The 16,709-nt window shown below is 42.1% G+C and carries 13 protein-coding genes; 4 read left to right on the forward strand and 9 right to left on the reverse strand.

Annotated features, from left to right (window positions below; translation table 11 throughout):
- Positions 1 to 460 precede the first annotated feature (460 nt).
- Entirely contained in the window at positions 461 to 2,089 is a 1,629-nt protein-coding gene (locus ACRD7P_RS12290) for a sulfatase family protein (RefSeq protein ID WP_430907918.1), read from the reverse strand.
- 452 nt (positions 2,090 to 2,541) lie between these two features.
- Here ACRD7P_RS12290 and ACRD7P_RS12295 point away from each other — a divergent pair, with 452 nt between their 5' ends.
- Together ACRD7P_RS12295 and ACRD7P_RS12300 are read left to right on the forward strand one after the other, a co-directional pair.
- Positions 2,542 to 3,747, forward strand: a complete 1,206-nt coding sequence (locus tag ACRD7P_RS12295) for a hypothetical protein (protein ID WP_430907919.1) — start codon at positions 2,542 to 2,544, stop codon at positions 3,745 to 3,747.
- A 734-nt stretch (positions 3,748 to 4,481) separates the two neighbouring features.
- Positions 4,482 to 5,501: a winged helix-turn-helix domain-containing protein gene (locus ACRD7P_RS12300; protein WP_430907920.1), complete on the forward strand. Its 1,020-nt coding sequence runs from the start codon at positions 4,482 to 4,484 to the stop codon at positions 5,499 to 5,501.
- Positions 5,502 to 5,607: 106 nt separating this feature from the next.
- Here the strand turns inward: ACRD7P_RS12300 and ACRD7P_RS12305 are convergent, their stop codons facing one another.
- The 6 genes from ACRD7P_RS12305 to ACRD7P_RS12330 form a co-directional block, all read right to left on the reverse strand.
- Complete coding sequence (locus ACRD7P_RS12305) at positions 5,608 to 6,054, reverse strand: helix-turn-helix transcriptional regulator (protein WP_430907921.1); 447 nt, start codon at positions 6,052 to 6,054, stop codon at positions 5,608 to 5,610.
- Positions 6,055 to 6,821: 767 nt separating this feature from the next.
- Positions 6,822 to 8,489: an FAD-binding oxidoreductase gene (locus ACRD7P_RS12310; protein WP_430907922.1), complete on the reverse strand. Its 1,668-nt coding sequence runs from the start codon at positions 8,487 to 8,489 to the stop codon at positions 6,822 to 6,824.
- A gap of 20 nt (positions 8,490 to 8,509) precedes the next feature.
- Complete coding sequence (locus tag ACRD7P_RS12315; protein WP_430907923.1) at positions 8,510 to 9,583, reverse strand: phytanoyl-CoA dioxygenase family protein; 1,074 nt, start codon at positions 9,581 to 9,583, stop codon at positions 8,510 to 8,512.
- Positions 9,584 to 9,947: 364 nt separating this feature from the next.
- Positions 9,948 to 11,504 carry an FAD-binding oxidoreductase gene (locus ACRD7P_RS12320; RefSeq protein ID WP_430907924.1) on the reverse strand — a complete coding sequence of 519 codons (1,557 nt, stop codon included), beginning with the start codon at positions 11,502 to 11,504 and terminating at the stop codon, positions 9,948 to 9,950.
- Positions 11,495 to 12,430, reverse strand: a complete 936-nt coding sequence (locus ACRD7P_RS12325) for an N-acyl amino acid synthase FeeM domain-containing protein (protein WP_430907925.1) — start codon at positions 12,428 to 12,430, stop codon at positions 11,495 to 11,497. The genes ACRD7P_RS12320 and ACRD7P_RS12325 overlap by 10 nt, the downstream gene beginning before the upstream one ends.
- A 353-nt stretch (positions 12,431 to 12,783) precedes the next feature.
- Positions 12,784 to 13,842, reverse strand: coding sequence for a PorV/PorQ family protein (locus ACRD7P_RS12330; RefSeq protein ID WP_430907926.1), 1,059 nt, complete (start codon positions 13,840 to 13,842; stop codon positions 12,784 to 12,786).
- Between the two features lie 295 nt (positions 13,843 to 14,137).
- Here ACRD7P_RS12330 and ACRD7P_RS12335 point away from each other — a divergent pair, with 295 nt between their 5' ends.
- Complete coding sequence (locus ACRD7P_RS12335; RefSeq protein WP_430907927.1) at positions 14,138 to 14,698, forward strand: DUF427 domain-containing protein; 561 nt, start codon at positions 14,138 to 14,140, stop codon at positions 14,696 to 14,698.
- A gap of 271 nt (positions 14,699 to 14,969) precedes the next feature.
- On the opposite strand, the gene ACRD7P_RS12340 is transcribed toward ACRD7P_RS12335, so the two are convergent.
- Positions 14,970 to 15,107 (reverse strand): hypothetical protein, encoded by a 138-nt coding sequence (locus ACRD7P_RS12340; protein WP_430907928.1) that lies wholly within the window; start codon positions 15,105 to 15,107, stop codon positions 14,970 to 14,972.
- A 269-nt stretch (positions 15,108 to 15,376) separates the two neighbouring features.
- On the opposite strand from ACRD7P_RS12340, the gene ACRD7P_RS12345 reads away from it, so the two are divergent.
- Entirely contained in the window at positions 15,377 to 16,099 is a 723-nt protein-coding gene (locus tag ACRD7P_RS12345) for a hypothetical protein (protein ID WP_430907929.1), read from the forward strand.
- A 211-nt stretch (positions 16,100 to 16,310) separates the two neighbouring features.
- Here the strand turns inward: ACRD7P_RS12345 and ACRD7P_RS12350 are convergent, their stop codons facing one another.
- Positions 16,311 to 16,685 (reverse strand): hypothetical protein, encoded by a 375-nt coding sequence (locus tag ACRD7P_RS12350; protein ID WP_430907930.1) that lies wholly within the window; start codon positions 16,683 to 16,685, stop codon positions 16,311 to 16,313.
- Positions 16,686 to 16,709 lie beyond the last annotated feature (24 nt).

Here is a 16,709-nt window from a genome sequence, read left to right on the forward strand (position 1 = left end):
TATAAAGGACAATGTTATTGGTTTTAACCGTTCCATAAACCGTTAAAATAACGGTTAAACCAGCTGTTTTGGGGCAATTTTCAAGCGCATTGCCATAGAGTACCGCTATCGGAACAAACCCACAACAGATACTGACCAGACAAAAAAAGATACTGAACACCTGGCTATGGTCCGGAATAACAAAAAGGATACGGGCATAGTATCATAAACGCGCCCAAGCCTAATTTTAGGGTAGCTTCGAAACCTATCGTACAGAAAAAAAAGAAACAAGATATGGTTGGAAATGAAGAAAACATGTTCCAAAGTTTACCGGAGTACCGGCGTATCGGTACCGATTATAAATTCGATTTTTTCAGCACTTGGGTTTTGCCCAACCTATGGGAAAACCTAGTAGTCGTAGAAATTAAACGATAGAAAAAACCTAAGAAAATTATAGCGTCCGGGTGACTAAAAGAATGTATCAGCGATCTAAGGTATAGGCTTCGATATATTTTTGATCCAATTCTTCCGAGTCGCCGTATTGCACTCGTAATGCAAGCAACTCTTCTTTGAGCTGGGCAATCACCTCTGCGTAGTCGGGATCATCATAGCGGTTTTTTAATTCTTTAGGGTCGTTGATTCTATCATACAGTTCCCATTCGTCAACATCATAGTAAAAATGGATAAGTTTATATTTTTTGGTAACGATTGCATAGTGTCTTTTTACCATATGAACACTGGGATATTCATAGTAATGATAATATACGGCTTCACGCGTCCAATTTTCTTTTTCCCCTTCCAATAAGGGCATCAAGTTTTCCCCTTGCATGTCGGCTGGTGCGCCAATTCCCGCAGCGGCCAAAAAAGTTTGTGCGAAATCCAGGTTTTGTACCATCTCGTCTTCCGTGGTCCCCGGTCCAATAACATTGGGCCATCGAATCAATAATGGCGTTTTAAACGACTCCTCGTAAACGAAACGTTTGTCGAACCAACCGTGCTCCCCTAAATAAAACCCCTGATCCGAAGTGTATACTACAATGGTATTCTCGGCTATACCACTGTCGTCCAAATAGGTTAAAACACGGCCAACGTTATCATCAACTGAAGAAACACTACCTAAATAGTCCTGCATATACCGTTGATACTTCCATTCCATTTTTTGCCTTTGGGTCATGTTGGGCCAATTTCTTCTAAAATCCTCATTAATGCGGTTCAAAACCGCATCATAAGCGATTTTTTGTTCGTTATCCATACGATCATAATCGTCGTAAAAACGGTCCCTTCTTTCCTGGACCTTGGGTTCGATTGCTTTCATAACATCCCAAGTTTCCGGTTTTACTTTGCTGTCATGGCCGTACAACATATGGTACAGAATATTCATTTCGGCCGTTTTGGCCGCCGAACCCCGATTTTCATAAGCATCGAACAAGGTCTCCGGAAGCGGGAATTTTTTGTTGTAAAATTCTTTAAACTTATCGGCTCTGGGCCACCAGGGCCTATGAGGGGCCTTGTGTAAATACATTAGCATAAAGGGTTTGTCCCTTTGTCGGTCATTTTCCAGCCAGTTTAGGGTCATATCGGTAATAATATCCGTGGCGTATCCCTTTACTTGAACGGTATCCCCTTTTTTTGTTATAAAGTCCGGGTTAAGATAATATCCCTGACCGGGCAAAATCATAAACTCATCGATACCTTTAGGACTGTTCCCAAAATGCAATTTTCCAAAGAGCGCGGTTTGGTACCCGGCTTTTTTAAACAATTGGGGAAATGTGGTCTGAGTCGTATCGAATGGGGTTCTATTGTCTATTTTACCATTGATATGACTGTGTTTCCCTGTGAGGATAACCGCCCTTGAAGGAGCACAGATCGAGTTTGTGACACTTGCATTGGTAAAAATCATGCCCTCTTTAGCAATACGATCAATGTGGGGCGTACGCAGTAATGTCGTATCATACGATCCGATCGCTTGGTAGGCATGATCATCCGACATGATAAAAATAATATTTGGTCTCGTATCTTTTGTAGGAGACTTTTGGGCATTACCCACCAAAACGGTTGCCAACGAAACCAGCATGGTCAAAACGTTGGGATTGAAACAATTTTTTAGCATCTATAAATGGTTGTTTTATGAAAATCGAAGCAGATTACCAGTGCCTTTCCCTTTTATTATACTTAAAAAGTTCAAGTGGCGACCCCTCCTTTTGAAACAGTAGCTGTGGTAGCCATTAAAAAAGAACTATTCCCTGCTATATATTCCATAGTGTACATTCTTTGAATCCTTTTTGATATCAATACGATGTTGTGTCGCTATTTGCTACTTTTTCATTATATTGAATCACTATTAAAACCTTTTAAAAGTCTCCCTATAGGACAATAATTAACTTCATTTGGGCATGTTTTATGGTATTCCCGCCTATTTACCCTCCACAAAAACGCCTATTATAAGGCATTAAAGTAACATAAAATCATAGAACTTTCTGGCCTGGTGCGCCATGGTTTTGTGATTTGAATCCTTATGCGGGTATCGCATATATCAATGTGCTCCCGATCTGAATGTAAAAAATGAACAACACGGAAAAACTTGATCTGGTCAAAAAAATAATAGATGCAAAGGTTTTCGGTAATTCGGACACTTATGGCAACCTTTTGAAATTTTTGGTCGAATGCTCTTTCGATGCCTATGTTCCAAAAGAGGCCGATATTGCCCTGACCATTTTTGGCAAGGAGAATTTTGACTCCGTCCAAAATCCGATGGTTCGGGTATACGTATACAAGCTAAGGAAAAAGCTGGCCTCATATTACGCGACCAAAGGGTTGAAAGACCCTATAAAATTATCGATTCCAAAAGGGGGGTATGCAGTTGTTTTTGAGGACAATAAAAAGGAGAACAACAAAAAAATGGGCCGCAAAGTCCTGATTTTCAGTTCGCTTTTCATATTACTATCGTTTTTTGGTCTCTGGAATTGGAAAGTACATTCCGGGCCAGGGGCGCTACAAAACAACATATTGCTAAATGAAATTTTTTCGGCCCGTGGGGACAAAGCCACACTGGTCCTTGGAGATTTTTTCCTTTGGACAGAGTACGACCCCAAACTGCCCCGAAAGCGGGTTTTGAGAAGTGATAATGTTAAAAACAGAAGGGATTTTGAGTTTTACATTAGTAAATATGGTGATAGCACCATTAAGTACAATCAGTTTCCGCAAACCTCCATACCTTTTAGAAGTAGTCTTTGGACCAATCGGGTCAGTACCGCTTTTGGAAAGGTGAACAAGGAATTTCAAATTCGACCCATGAGCAACCTTGACCCCGAAACTCTTAAGAACAAAGAAATTTTAGCCATTGGATCACTAAACAATCTTTCGCTTTTTTCCACTGTTGGGGTGCATTACAAATTTCAGTACGAGGACAAGCCATCCATACAGTATACCGATCCTCAAAACAAAAGCACCACAATATATGACCCTTCGGTAAACAAAAATAGAGAGGTTACAGATTACTGTTTGGTAACCAAAACAATGGGGCCTTATTCAAAACCATTGTTGGTTTTCGGCGGACTGTGGAACTTTGGTATCGATACTAGTCTAGCCTATTTTACCGATCCAGAAAAAGGAAACGAGTTGAGCAAAGCTTTGAACGCCTCTCAAAACGAGCTTCCAGAATTTTATGAAATGCTGATCGAAGTTAAGGCAATCGAAAACGCCGTTATCAGTTCCCGTATTGTCGGTTTGCATGCCCTAGACTCAATACAGGCTTCCTGGAAATTATAACCGGGGCCCACACCTGTTTCCGTTGCACGTTTGACCTGATTGCGTTTATCCAAAAATAGACCCATAAACCCTAAGATCGGGATCAGCTGTTTCTATTGTTTCTCCGGAAGCGGTTTTTGGGAAACCTAGTCCCTATACTTTCCCATGAACATCCCGTCCCTACCGTTACCATGAAACATTTCTCGGGACTTTTAAAAATTATGGCTTCATAAAAGCAGGTCATGCCCAATGCCCACAATTTCCCTTTCTTGAGGGGCACAATTTCAACAGTTCTTCTTATTTCCAACGCAAAAGCAATTAGCATATGATGGAGTTAACATTTTGAACATTATATTAAATGCTGTTTATCAATTGTTTACAATAAAATTATGCTGTTATTGAGAGAAGGCAACATTCCATTTTAAAAAACCGAATGGTTCTTGACAGCCAAAATCAACTCGCCAGGAAAAAGTATAAAACAGTAGGTTTAACGGTTTACGCAACGGTTAATATCCTAAAATTAAATTAAAAAAGTTCTTAGACTTGCTTCAGCATTATGAAGTCTATTCGCCATAGCTTTATCCCATATCACTCGATAGGCGAGCGCTATTCGGAATTATAAATACGGATAAGTCCTAGGCCCCGCCCATTCTTTTATCGTTATAAGTTATATGGCGTAAAAGACCATAGCAGCGCACTCCACAACAAAAGGACCTTTTCAAATGCAACTCAAATTTGGATTAAAAAAAAGGATTATGGAAGCAACTCTTTATGATGGCCTAGTGAACCAACGTACACCAAAGTACCTGCAACTTGCCAACAGTATTAAGTCTAAAATTTATACAGGCACCCTAAAGGAAGGGCAAAGGCTCCCTTCAATAGTAGAGTCTAGCTTAGCCTATGAACTATCGCGAGATACCATTCTTAGGGCATATAAAGATCTACATCGCACCGGATTGATTACTTCGGTATACCGCAAAGGATATTTCGTAAGTTCGGCCAAAAACAAGCCCAATTCAAGAAGCATTCTGATATTAATAAATGAGTATACCAGTGCGAATCGCATTTTTTATCAAACCCTGTGCTCCAACATGAGCAAAAACAATATTTACATCGACGTTAAACAGTACTTTAACGATACCGAAAAACTTGAAAAAATCATTGATGAAAAGGGAGTATACTATCATAAATTTTTATTGGAGCCCCTTACCATGGCGACCGAGCGGTTTAAAGCCATTTTAAGGCGCAAAACATTTCGAAATAGAATGGTTTCCATACTATATGAGAAAAATACCTTATCGGACAGTAGGCAAGATGTTTTCTTGGACATAGAACAAGATATCCAAACATCTTTTAAAAAAATTTTACCTTCCTTAAAGGCATACGACGGTTTAAACCTCATACTTCCCGAAAATGAAAATTTTCCATATCAAATCATAAAAGGGTTTTTCAAGCTCTGCGATACGCACTTTTTAAAGGGCAGTATCATAGAGGAAGCCGAAAAAATACACGCTGGAAACGCTTACTTAGTTTTGGATGAACCTTCCTTGTTTCATCTGATGAAGTTGATCGATTCCAATAAATTGGAACTTGGCGCAGACGTGGGTTTGATCGCGATGTTCGAACGAGAGTACTTTCAACATACCTCAAAAAAAATAACCGCCCTCAATTGGTTCAACGATTCCTTATTGAAAAAGGTGACATCAATGCTTTTGACCGACGGTAACGACAGCTTCCATACTGCCGCGAAATTATCGATCAGGGAAAGTTTATGAACACACGTTACTGGCTATAACGTGGTCCTCAAAAAACGTATAAAATCATCGTTCAAAGGAGGTGCAGAAGGTAAATAGCCGTAGCCACGGGGGAAAACGCGCTACATTAAAGCGCATGTAAAAACGAAAATACGCTTTGCTCTTTTGGCAGGCGTAGTTTCTTTTTAATGCGGTAAGCACTTTGTTTAATACTGCTGTGACTAACGTTGAGCAGTACCGCTATTTCTTTATAACTAACGTTCATTCGAAGAAAACAACAGATTTTGAGTTCCCCGGGCGACAGTCCAAACTCCTGAACCAATTTTTTGGTGAAAAAGGGGTTCACCGCTTCGAACTGAACAAAAAAATCGTCCCACACCTTGTTTGAATATAAGCTATCAAGGATTACTTTTTCCGTGTTTTTAAGCAACCGAATGGTCTCTTCTGGTGTTTTTTGACGTTGGTTTACCCTTTGCAAAGTATCCTTAATATGATTAAGGAGGCCCGAGTTGGTCGCCAAGTTCGCGGTACTGATTGCAATTTCCCGATGTAAGCGGGATTTTTCTTCTTTCATCTTACTAATTTCCAGCAATAGGTTCTGCTCACGCTCGCGACTCCTAAGACGCAATTTATATGTGTAAAAAAGTAAAGAAGTCACTACCAAAATACCAACAACAAAGAAAATGGGCCACTGCTCTTGGTTCCATTTACTTTGTACCTGTTTTGAAGCCAATCTTACAGGTTTTTTTTGATCGAAGCTAACTGGCACTTTCAAGGCATACCATAAATTTGAGGCTTGAAATACTATACGTCTTGCTTCAAATACCTTACTATAATTTCGTTTTTTAAGCCGTTTTCGTTCAACAATGTCCCATATAATCCTTTGTGTCTTTCGGAAACAAAAAATAAAGGCCATCCCATGGCCGTTGGAAAACAATGGAACAACTTCGGTTTTAAAATAGGCGCCCTCAACGAAAAAGCTGTTTTTAATTGTTTCCGAAGCTGTCCATGCCCCTGTTGCAAAAATTAAGGATGCCGTCAAACTTAAAATCGCCGCGCTATTTTTTAAAGTGTTCCTATAGTTTATTTTTAATGGCTTGAAACTAGGTCCGATACAAAAGCGGTTTTTCCTAATTTCGCCCTGCTTGCCTTTTTCTTCATCTTGTAACACAAAGCTCAATATTTAACAGTTGTACCGGTATTAGCTATTTGGCTGAAATTAATTTTTTAAAAGGGCATTGCTGGTATGTCCTGGCTTGCTTTTATTTAGCTATAGTGGAATCCCTGCCCCAAAGCCATGGCACCCTAATTGACGGCCAATCCTAAAAATCGATTTTCCATCTACCGTTTGCCGTACGATATCCCATATCGGTCCGGTGCATAGCACTCCGAAGGATCCAGTGCCTTTTTCAAAATTTTGAGTAGTTCAAAACGGACCGTTTGCCGATGTTCTTCCAAGCCCCAGCTCATTAAACCGCTTCTGTACGGCGGGTAACCATTATCATAAATTGTTTTAACAAGGGCGCTATGCAATGCCATGGCCCTGGCGGCTTCTTCTTTATTATTTTTATCAAAAAAAATACCCGACAAAAAAAAGGAGGTCCTGTCGTTCAGTTTTGTGATGCATCCACAAAAATTGAAACGGTACTTTTCATAACTATCTTGGAATATTCTTAGCAATTGCATGGCATGTTCACCGGTAGTGGGAAAAGTGGGGGCCAGCCATATAATGCCGCAGTTATCGGCTGCAGGATCCCTAAATACGGTGCCGGGAGATTTATTTTTGAAATAGGCCGATTTAATAATTTTCCATGTGGGGACCCCTCTTACCACATTGAACATTTCGGGCAATAAGGCTATGGAAGCTATCGGTTTGTCCGTAAAAAGAGGTTTTAGCCAGCTTAAAAAACGCCTCTTATAGGACCCGGGGCCGGATCGCTCATAATTTGTTACGAACTTCCCAATGGTACGTACCTTTTTGGCATCGAAAAAAGATAGCTTTCCAAAGTCCCGGAAGCTTTTTTTTAGCTGTTTTTTTCTAAAACCCATTTCCTCCCGACTTTCTGCATAGATACTTCCCACCATTGCCCATGGTGCAATTCGGTATTTCCTATAAAGTTCTTTTAATACCGATTCTTCAATGTTTCCTTGCCGCGCCGAGGCACTTAAGTCTTCATTGGTCGCAATCACGGTCAGCATTTGAAAATCGTTCACCATGTGCGGGTGTCCCTGAACGATCTTTTGTAAGCTTAATGTTCGTAGCACATCTATCACCTTGGGCAACACCTTCTTATTTTTAAGATCGAGAATGAACAATTGTGTATGCTTTGGCTTTGGCATAAGCCATATCCCTATTTTAGTAACGATCCCCATATTGGATTGTGAAAAGAGTCCATCAAGGAACGGTCCGTGGGCCCATTTATGGGTATGGAAGGTTTTGGATTTTTTTGCCTCGTCCTGATGAAGGATCTCCCCGTTTGGTAGAACCACTTCCATGCCGCATACGTTCCCAAAATGGTCTCCGTATGGTGTATATCCGATACCCCTTTCAACCGCATTTCCCAAAAGACTTCCTTTTGGAGTGCTATCGGTACAATCGATCCACAAGTTCGTTTTAAGTTTCGTTAAATGGTCGTTTAATTGTTGTTGGGTAACTCCAGGCTCAATAACCGCATATGCCAACTCCGTATTGACCTCGATAATTTTGTTCATACGATCTAATAGCAGTACAATAGCATCTTTTTCAAGGGCGTTCTTACTCCCATACCCCCAATTGTTACCCCCGCTAAAACACCAAACCTTGGCATTGTTCTTTTTTGCAAGCACAAAAATTTTTGCTATTTCTTTTTTGTTCAACGGCCGTACGATAACTTTTGCCAACTGCTGCCGGGGAAGCGTGTTCTTCGAATGTGCAGTTGTAAAGTCATAATCCGCTTTTACATAATCCGCACCAACTATTTTAGCAAGGGAGCACATAAGCGATCCTTCTTTTGAGCTACTGTTCCGCATGGTCGTTCATAAGGTTTCGGTTACACAAATGTTTTCCATATTCCGGCAATCCCCGCCAATGCATTTAAAATACGGTCGCCTTTTTTAAACCGTTTCACTAGCGCCGTATTTTCGGTTTCATCTTCCCTTTCGGCATAGCGCAGCAGGTTTTTGGCAGCAGGCGTAAGGTTTTCCCAAATAGCTTCCGGTACCACACGCCTGTAATCGCGATCCGTGCAGCTTGTTTCGTCCACGATACGGCCCAAAAGACTTCCTATGTTGATGAGTTTCTTGTTCTTTGTTGCCCGACCCTTATTCCTATATTCGAGCGCTTTTTTGGCGACACGATTGGCTGTTTTTCGATTCGGTACCGGAATGCTGATCTTGGGAAGGGAAAAGGAACTGGGAGCTGCTTTGTACCATAATGCCAATAACGGTCTATAGTGCGTTCCGGTGTGGGCGGTACCTCTATGGATCATGCGTTGGTCCCTAACAATTACGGAACCGGCAGAACAGGTCAACCGTTTGGGGGCGATATTGTTGATCGCCCATTCCATCTCCTTTTTTGAATATTTTACATTTTCTTTGGTAAACGATTCCAATGTTTTGTTACGTGCCAGTTTTCGATGTGTTCCGGGAACTACCTCTAAAGGGCTGTCCGCTTCGGTAACATCCCTTAGCGCAATATTGACCGTCAGGGCCAAGCGCTCAAAATCTTGATGATAACTTTGGAAGCTGGCACCGGGAAAAGGGGTGTCCGAAGCTAGCATAACGGCAACACAATCCTCCCCAAGTATTTTTTTGACCACCGGTAAAACGATCGGATTTGCAAAAATATCCGCGTTCAAGAATGTTTCGGTACTCGGCAGATGCATGTTCCATCTGTTTTGATCATGATTTCCGCCCTCCGGTCTAAAATCACGCCCTATCCTTTTATGGGATTCCATGTCCGCATCTATTGGTACAATACCCAAACGCTCCATTTTTTTTCGAAGGACCTTATCATAGTCGGTTCTAAGGAGATTCAAGTGTTCCGCAGAAAGTACGTTGTCAAAAATTACGTAACCGTCCTCTAAAAACCGCTGGTATGCCGTTTCTAATGTGCTGTTTTTCATAGTTTGTTTGTTTTTTATGGCTTAGCTATAATCTTTATTATTATTCATAGTCGCAGGGGTTGGCCGAGGCTTCGGGCAAACCGGATCACAAGGCCATAAAACCAAAACCGTTATCTGTTGGGTACTTGGCATGACATGGGCTTATATGAAGAAACGTAGGGATTGGATAAAAACACAAAAACGGCCGTCTACAAACTGTCTACGTTCAAGAAATTGCATACTGCCATCGTAGTCGGTGGTTTTGAAAGAGCGCGCTCCAATTTTTGACGTAGCCGTATTCCCATTACGCTTCTGTATGATCGGGATGTTAGTATTAATTGCATATATACCCCTACCGGTCTTTACGCTGTTATTTGTTTTGTTTTTATACCCCATACTTGCCGGGTGCCAATATGCCGTTCGGATCAAGGGCATCCTTTACTCTTTTCAACATTGTCTTTAGCGGAAGTACTTTCGGCACTACCGTAGTATAGTTGCCAGAACCCGAGCGATATGCGTAGTACCCATTTTCAGCCAATAGTTTAACAATACTGTTATAATCATTTTCCGCCTTTTGAATGGCTTCGGTAGTATTGGGGTATTGGATTTCGGAAATCATTATTAACGCCCTTGCACTGATGAATGTTAGCGTTACCCGAAAGCCATACCCTTTCGCTTCCAACGCTGTTTTGGTCAACGAAACCAGTTTTCTTACCGCTTTGGGCTCGGCTGTGGATACGGCCGAAATCCATTTAAAACAGTTCTGGCCCTTGCCAAGATGCATGTTCCCTGAATTTACGTTCAAATCGCCCATCAGTTCTTGAACATAAGATTCGGTCGGTCGGCCTTTTTTTAGGTTGACCGCCTCTTTTAAAGATGGGTAGGCCGATAGGGTACAAACGTATTTGTTGATCAAGCCCAAAAGTTTAAGCCTATTATCGGTCACTTCTATGCCCTTTCCTTGAAGTTTTTGCTTTCTAAATGCAGTCTGAATAGTCTTTTTCCGGGCTTTTGCAATCGCTTTTGGCCCCGACAGTGAAATACTTACGTTCCATGCTCCGGTTTTATTGGTCGCTCCCGGTCGTTCTAGCCGTTCTTTATTCGCAATATGAACGCAACTGTTTAATACACCGGACGATTTTAACGTACGTACTACCTCAACAAGCGGTTCAAGGCCTTCTTCTTTGGAAGCAAAGTAAACAAACATCGAAAAATATGCTGGCCTGGGTTGTAAGGCCAAACTGAGCTTGGTTACAATACCGAAATTGGATTGTGTAAATAACCCATCAACGGAAGGTCCCATACCATGCCTGTAAGTCGTTTTTAAAACCCCGGGATAATCGCCAAAACCGGTACGCATCAATTTACCGTCGGGAAGCAATACTTCCATACCTAAAATACTATCGAACCGGTTTCCATAATCGGTATGGCCAAAGCCACGTTCAAGCACGTTTCCCACCACACTTGGGTGCCGGCCCGCGCCGGTAACGTCTATCTGCAGGCCAGAACCTTTTTGCTGTAAATAATCGTACAATTCTTGTTGCGATACCCCTGGTTCCAAGCTTACAAAACCCAATTCCTCATTCAGCTCCAAAACTCGGTTCATAAGGCATAGGTCAACGATTATTTGTCCCTCATGTGTCCCTTGAGCGGCACCATACCCAAAGTTTTTTCCCTTGGATATTGGGTAGAGTTGTAGCCCATTTTTGTTGGCCAACACCAATAATTGTCGTAGTTGGTCTGTTTTTTGGGGATAAACGATCGCCAACGGCAAAACGTATTTACCGCTTAGGGAGAACGAGTAACGTTCCATTGAACCACTATCACAACGCACCCCGGCTTCACCGAAAAGTACGATCAGTTCCCCATAAACTTTATCAAAAAAAAGAGGAGTGTCGATCGGTTTGCCATGCAATTTGTTTTCATGTGAATTTATGTCCATACCGTTTTCTTTGAAGGAACAAGAATGGGACGAACATTTTCAAAAACCTTTGGCTCTAAAATTTCATCATATTTTTCATAAAGCTTGAAAACAAACTGTTGTTCATCTCTTTTAAAAATAGCATTTGACGCTGCCATTTTTACAAAAAAATGAGTATAAATATTTTTATCAAAAACGGAAAGAATCTGATTTTCCTTTGGTAATCGAAGGTTTTTGAAGTCCGTTATAAAAAAGAAACGATGCAAATCTTTATGGCGGGCCTTACCATGGTACTTTTTGAAATAAGTACGTTGATATTCATTCAAATCCAAAAGCATAGGTACGGCCAGATGCCCGTTTACGGTATCGTACGACCTCACTTTTCCGATGCGCTGAAATAAAATAATGTGTTTGTATATGAATTCATGAGCAGGATTAACGGTGATCACCAAATCGTCCAACCGTAGATGTTTTTTGGCGTAACGAGACATAAGGTTATTCATCATCATCGGCAACAACTGGTTTCCTTTTCGAACCGCCGGTTCACTTGCAAAATTGCCTACCTCTGCAATAAATCTTCCTTTATTGCGAAGCCTATCCAGCTCATTTTTATATAGCGAGTCCATAGGAAGGCCCATTTCCGAGTCGGTAAAAACACTCATCGTTATCACGACACGATCCTTCAACTTACCAACAAACGTAGTGGAAAGGGGGTGTGCATGTTGTTGCATTAAATGCATCCCACTGGTTTTTGGATGTATGAACCCCTTTAAACGATAGGCCCTGTAAATCAATCGGAACGCTTGCTCCAGTTCTTCCAATTCAGTAGCTATCTTAAATGTGAAATCTAAAAGTGGTGCATCGGGAATATTTATTTTTTCTCTAATTACTTTTCCCTTTATAAATCCGGGAACATACTTTAAAAAGCGTTTTTTTTTCGTTCTCATAACATTGACTAAAGATTATTATAGTTCATCTATTTAGGTACGAAAAGGTTAACGACACCATTGCGATTGCCATTAAAACAAGTGGTATACAAATGGTAACGGACTACAAGAAAAAAGCCAAATTTGTTGAAAGCCAACTATTTACGGACGAAGCAAATTTCACTGCCTAGATTTCTTAGGACCAAAAACAAGGGGGCACAGGGCTAACATTACTGGATAGGGCCTTATAAAAAGTTTGGAAAAAGGGGGAATTGAGAACTATGAGGTTCCGAAGAGTATCAGGTGCCCTGGGGTGACACAAACTTCTGGCCAGAATTTTTTAGGAGGCATGCTAAAAGTGGATCATCGGTTTTTCAATTCGAAAAAACCTCGGCCAGATCCAGACTTAGCGAAATACGAAAATTATCCCTGACCTGATTTTCCGCCTCGGACAGCCCGAGTAAAAGGGCCATATCAACGGCAACAAACCTGCTTCGAAAACCGGCCCCTAAAGAAGTAAAGGAGTCCGTTTCACGGTTTATTCCCCTGGAATGGCCCATTCGCAAGGCAATTTTTTCTTTTAAGGTATACTCCAAACCCAACGCGGCGATGCTGCCTTGTAAGCCGTAATTCAATGAATTCCCGCTATTGTTTTCCACATAGGAATCGACTAATGTTTTATACTCCGAGCTAATGGAGAGTACCCGGTCCTGATCAAAAATAAAGTCGAAACCGACACCTAACCGCAACATAGATGGGGCATAAATTTCGATATCCTTCTTATCCGTATCGGACTTCCCCCTTAAGTTGGATAAACTAAAGCCCGCCCGCCACCTGGCGTTATACTTCTTGTAAGCGATTTCGTTTCCGTAGTAGGATCCGGAAACATCGATTCCGTATATGCCGGAAGAGGAGGCTTGGTTAAAACCATCTACCAATGGCGCCTTCCCCCTCAGGGAAACAAAACGCCCTCCGACCGACATGGAAAACACTTGGCTCAACCGCAACGCATATGAACCGGCTATTGCAGCTTCTTGGGTGGGCCGTACCGTACCTAGATCGACGGATCCATTTATGGTATACGCGTAGTTTTGAAAACTCAATGCATAGGCACTCCGATCTTCGAGTTTGTTGTAAAAGACAAAACTATTCTGGGTAAACTCGTTGAATTCGGCATTAACACCCAGTATTTGCGTAATACCGACCTCAAACTTTCGTTCGGAAAAAATATATTTTGAAGCGTTGGAAAATTGGGAGAAGGCATCCGAGGTCGTAGCGACCCCTACATCTCCCAGGCCGGCCATACGTGCGTCCGTCGCGATGGCCACAAAACCGTCTCGGGCAACCGTTACCTCCGTCTCTTGAGCCGATAGTTCCACTATTCCCAAGAGCAGGAAAATAGCAACTTTTTTTTGGTACCGGAGTTGGTTCATGTAGCACGAATACGCGAATCGTATACTGATAGGCCTTACCTTTTAAAACTGTAATACGGTACGTTTCGTATACTTCATCACTTTTTTAATGTACCCTCTCGCTCAATAGTAGCAAACCGCCGCTACAAGATTTTTGTGGATGCCCGCTTTTTAAGACTTCTTCACGGGTATCGGTCGGTCAAAAAAATACCTTGGCTATAATGGTCGATAACGTAATTTTGGTCCGGGAAGCGTTATCTTTAATGATGTGGTCTCAATCGACTTTGGATATCAAAAAAATTATTACTTAACGCCTATGAAAAAAGAGAAAACGCCCCCAAAATGGTTGCAAAAAGCACGTGAAAGCTGGGACAATACCGGCACAAAAAGACCTCCTTTCGCTATAAAACCCGAAAAGGGACAACGTTCGGTTTGGGACTTTCCTCGTCCACCGATTATCGAAAAGCTGGATAAACCCGTATTGGTAAAACATGCGGGAAAGCTGATCGCCACGACAAGAAATACATTAACGGTACTGGAAACTGCAAGTCCGCCCACATATTATCTTCCCAAAAGCGATATCCATATGGAATTGCTGATCCTTATGCCACAAAAGACCTCCCTGTGCGAGTGGAAGGGTGCGGCACTGTATTGGGCACTGAAAACCATGCCCGACCGACCGGTGGCATGGTCGTATCCGAAGCCCTTTCAGGAATTTGCGGCGTTACAAGATCATCTGGCCTTTTATCCACAACAGCTTGAATGTTACGTAGACGGGCAAGCGGTGACCGCACAGGATAGCGAATTTTATGCCGGATGGATCACTCCCGACCTTACCGGACCCTTTAAGGGAGAAAGGGGAACCGAACATTGGTAATACCATTTTAAGATTATTTCAGGGGTGGTAGTAATCTTTTGGTAGTCCGCTATTTTGGAATCCATAAAACTGCCGGCCGCCAAGTACGACCGCCGACTTGTTGAAGATTTGTAGCTCCGAGTACTCATTGGAAAGGCTTGCCCTAAAATGCATCCTTTTCACGAACGGTTGTGGCCAATGACACGAAATCCCGTTCTATTATTTGTTTCCAACACGCAACAAAGGAATCAGTACCATCAACTTTTAATTATAAGGTATGTTGATGTTTCTGTTAGAACAGCAAAAACATCATGATCAGTTGAAAAATGGCAAATAGCCAAATGCATCGGGTAACATAGGAATACTCGGTAAAAATAACGTCCAAATTCAAATCAGATGAGCGTTTCTGTTTTTGGGGAAACTTTTTCATAGCGCATCATTTAGGGTTGTGGAGATAAAACAACCCTAGCTATAAAACTCCCGTAAGCATGCCAAAAAATCGTTGAAATACCCTTTTTATCCTCTAAAAAGAGGACCGATAGCAGTTTTATGATTGGCCAATTTAAACGGTTGCACAGTCAATTGCCGTATGTAATGTTCTTTGAGACATCTTTACGCGAATGCCGGCCGTCGCTCGTCGAGTATTTCTTGGTGCCGATACTAACAAGGCCTCCCTTCCGTTATTTTAGAAAAGACCCTATGAAGAACCACTATGCCTGTTTGGCGCTTATGGCCAGCATTTTTCTGTTTGGCTGTAGCGAAGAAAATGATAGCGAACCGATGCCCCTTTCAGTACCGTCAGCGCTTGACAGTACGGAAGAAGCCACGGACACGGAAGGCAATCGTTACCAAGTAGGTTTTAATCAGGTAAGTGCCATCAACCAAGATCCTTTTGTTCGTAAAAGCACGGCTGCCGGAGAAACCTTATGGTATTTGGAACACGAAAAATCGGAGGTAGATGGTAGGGCCACCCATATTTTTATCGATGCCGACGATATGCCATGGGTAGTGTTCAGCGTAGTCGGTGGCAGCTATAGCGAAGCGTACATTACCGAGAGGGAATTAGCTTCGGAAGCCGCCTTCGGTGGAGTTTATCAAGGAGACTACGGTAATGGTGGAGGGCCACAGGTATCCATCGTTGCACGCCTAAACCCCGACACCGGAAAAATAGAAAAAGCCTCTTACGTCACTGCCCGAAAGACCGATGGAAAAACCAATGGACTAAAAATCAAAAGTTTGGGCATGGTCGATGGTAAAATAGCCTTTGATGCCGAAGCGGTCGCCTGGCCGCCTACCATAGGCAGTTCTTACGAGCGGTATCCGGATATTACGGATGAGGACCGGGTAGACGGTGTTTTTAACATGTACTACGAAATGGATACTGATCTAAAACAGATCATTACCGCGGAATTGCAGAACTGACCGGATATACCATACCCAGTTGGTGGACGCGAAGGTAATCGCATGTAAACCGAAGCAAACGCCACATGGAGCATTTCGGCCAAAACAGTTCTTTTTTGGTCACCAAGGCTATTCTTGGCCATACCTATATGTTTACCGAACAAGTTGTCCCTAAACTACGATACCATCGATACATTGGCGCCACATTGGACGGGAAGCGCCCCATTGACCTTCAAACCATGGTCGTCCTGGTCACTTTCCATTGCCCCTCAAGGGTAATGAAAACCAACAGGCCCGTAAAATATGCGACGACATCCAAACCGTCCGATGTATATCGGGGAGCAAATATTGGTAACAGGTATTCAAAATAAAAAGAAAACAATAGGGTAAGCGTTATCTTCAGCGTCAACGGAACTACTATTGTTTTATCGGACCGAACAAACCGAACACTATACTGACACATTTTTAAAACGATGGGCATACACAAAAAGTCGTTCAGATAATTGTTGACCAACTCCGGCACATACCATCCAAACCTTTGGGCCGTGTACGTGCATAACGCACCGACCAAAAAAATAGGGAAGTAAAAGGTTTTAATCGCTTTCATGGCATACGAACAAACACTATTTAT

This window comes from Maribacter sp. 2-571 (assembly GCF_050589625.1).
In the GTDB taxonomy this organism is placed as follows: Bacteria; Bacteroidota; Bacteroidia; order Flavobacteriales; family Flavobacteriaceae; genus Pelagihabitans.

Coding starts and splice junctions, on each gene's coding strand:
- ACRD7P_RS12290 (WP_430907918.1), bottom strand. CDS start 2,089: ATGCTAAAAAATTGTTTCAATCCCAACGTTTTGACCATGCTGGTTTCG.
- ACRD7P_RS12295 (WP_430907919.1), top strand. CDS start 2,542: ATGAACAACACGGAAAAACTTGATCTGGTCAAAAAAATAATAGATGCA.
- ACRD7P_RS12300 (WP_430907920.1), top strand. CDS start 4,482: ATGGAAGCAACTCTTTATGATGGCCTAGTGAACCAACGTACACCAAAG.
- ACRD7P_RS12305 (WP_430907921.1), bottom strand. CDS start 6,054: ATGAAAGAAGAAAAATCCCGCTTACATCGGGAAATTGCAATCAGTACC.
- ACRD7P_RS12310 (WP_430907922.1), bottom strand. CDS start 8,489: ATGCGGAACAGTAGCTCAAAAGAAGGATCGCTTATGTGCTCCCTTGCT.
- ACRD7P_RS12315 (WP_430907923.1), bottom strand. CDS start 9,583: ATGAAAAACAGCACATTAGAAACGGCATACCAGCGGTTTTTAGAGGAC.
- ACRD7P_RS12320 (WP_430907924.1), bottom strand. CDS start 11,504: ATGGACATAAATTCACATGAAAACAAATTGCATGGCAAACCGATCGAC.
- ACRD7P_RS12325 (WP_430907925.1), bottom strand. CDS start 12,430: ATGAGAACGAAAAAAAAACGCTTTTTAAAGTATGTTCCCGGATTTATA.
- ACRD7P_RS12330 (WP_430907926.1), bottom strand. CDS start 13,842: ATGAACCAACTCCGGTACCAAAAAAAAGTTGCTATTTTCCTGCTCTTG.
- ACRD7P_RS12335 (WP_430907927.1), top strand. CDS start 14,138: ATGAAAAAAGAGAAAACGCCCCCAAAATGGTTGCAAAAAGCACGTGAA.
- ACRD7P_RS12340 (WP_430907928.1), bottom strand. CDS start 15,107: ATGAAAAAGTTTCCCCAAAAACAGAAACGCTCATCTGATTTGAATTTG.
- ACRD7P_RS12345 (WP_430907929.1), top strand. CDS start 15,377: ATGAAGAACCACTATGCCTGTTTGGCGCTTATGGCCAGCATTTTTCTG.
- ACRD7P_RS12350 (WP_430907930.1), bottom strand. CDS start 16,685: ATGAAAGCGATTAAAACCTTTTACTTCCCTATTTTTTTGGTCGGTGCG.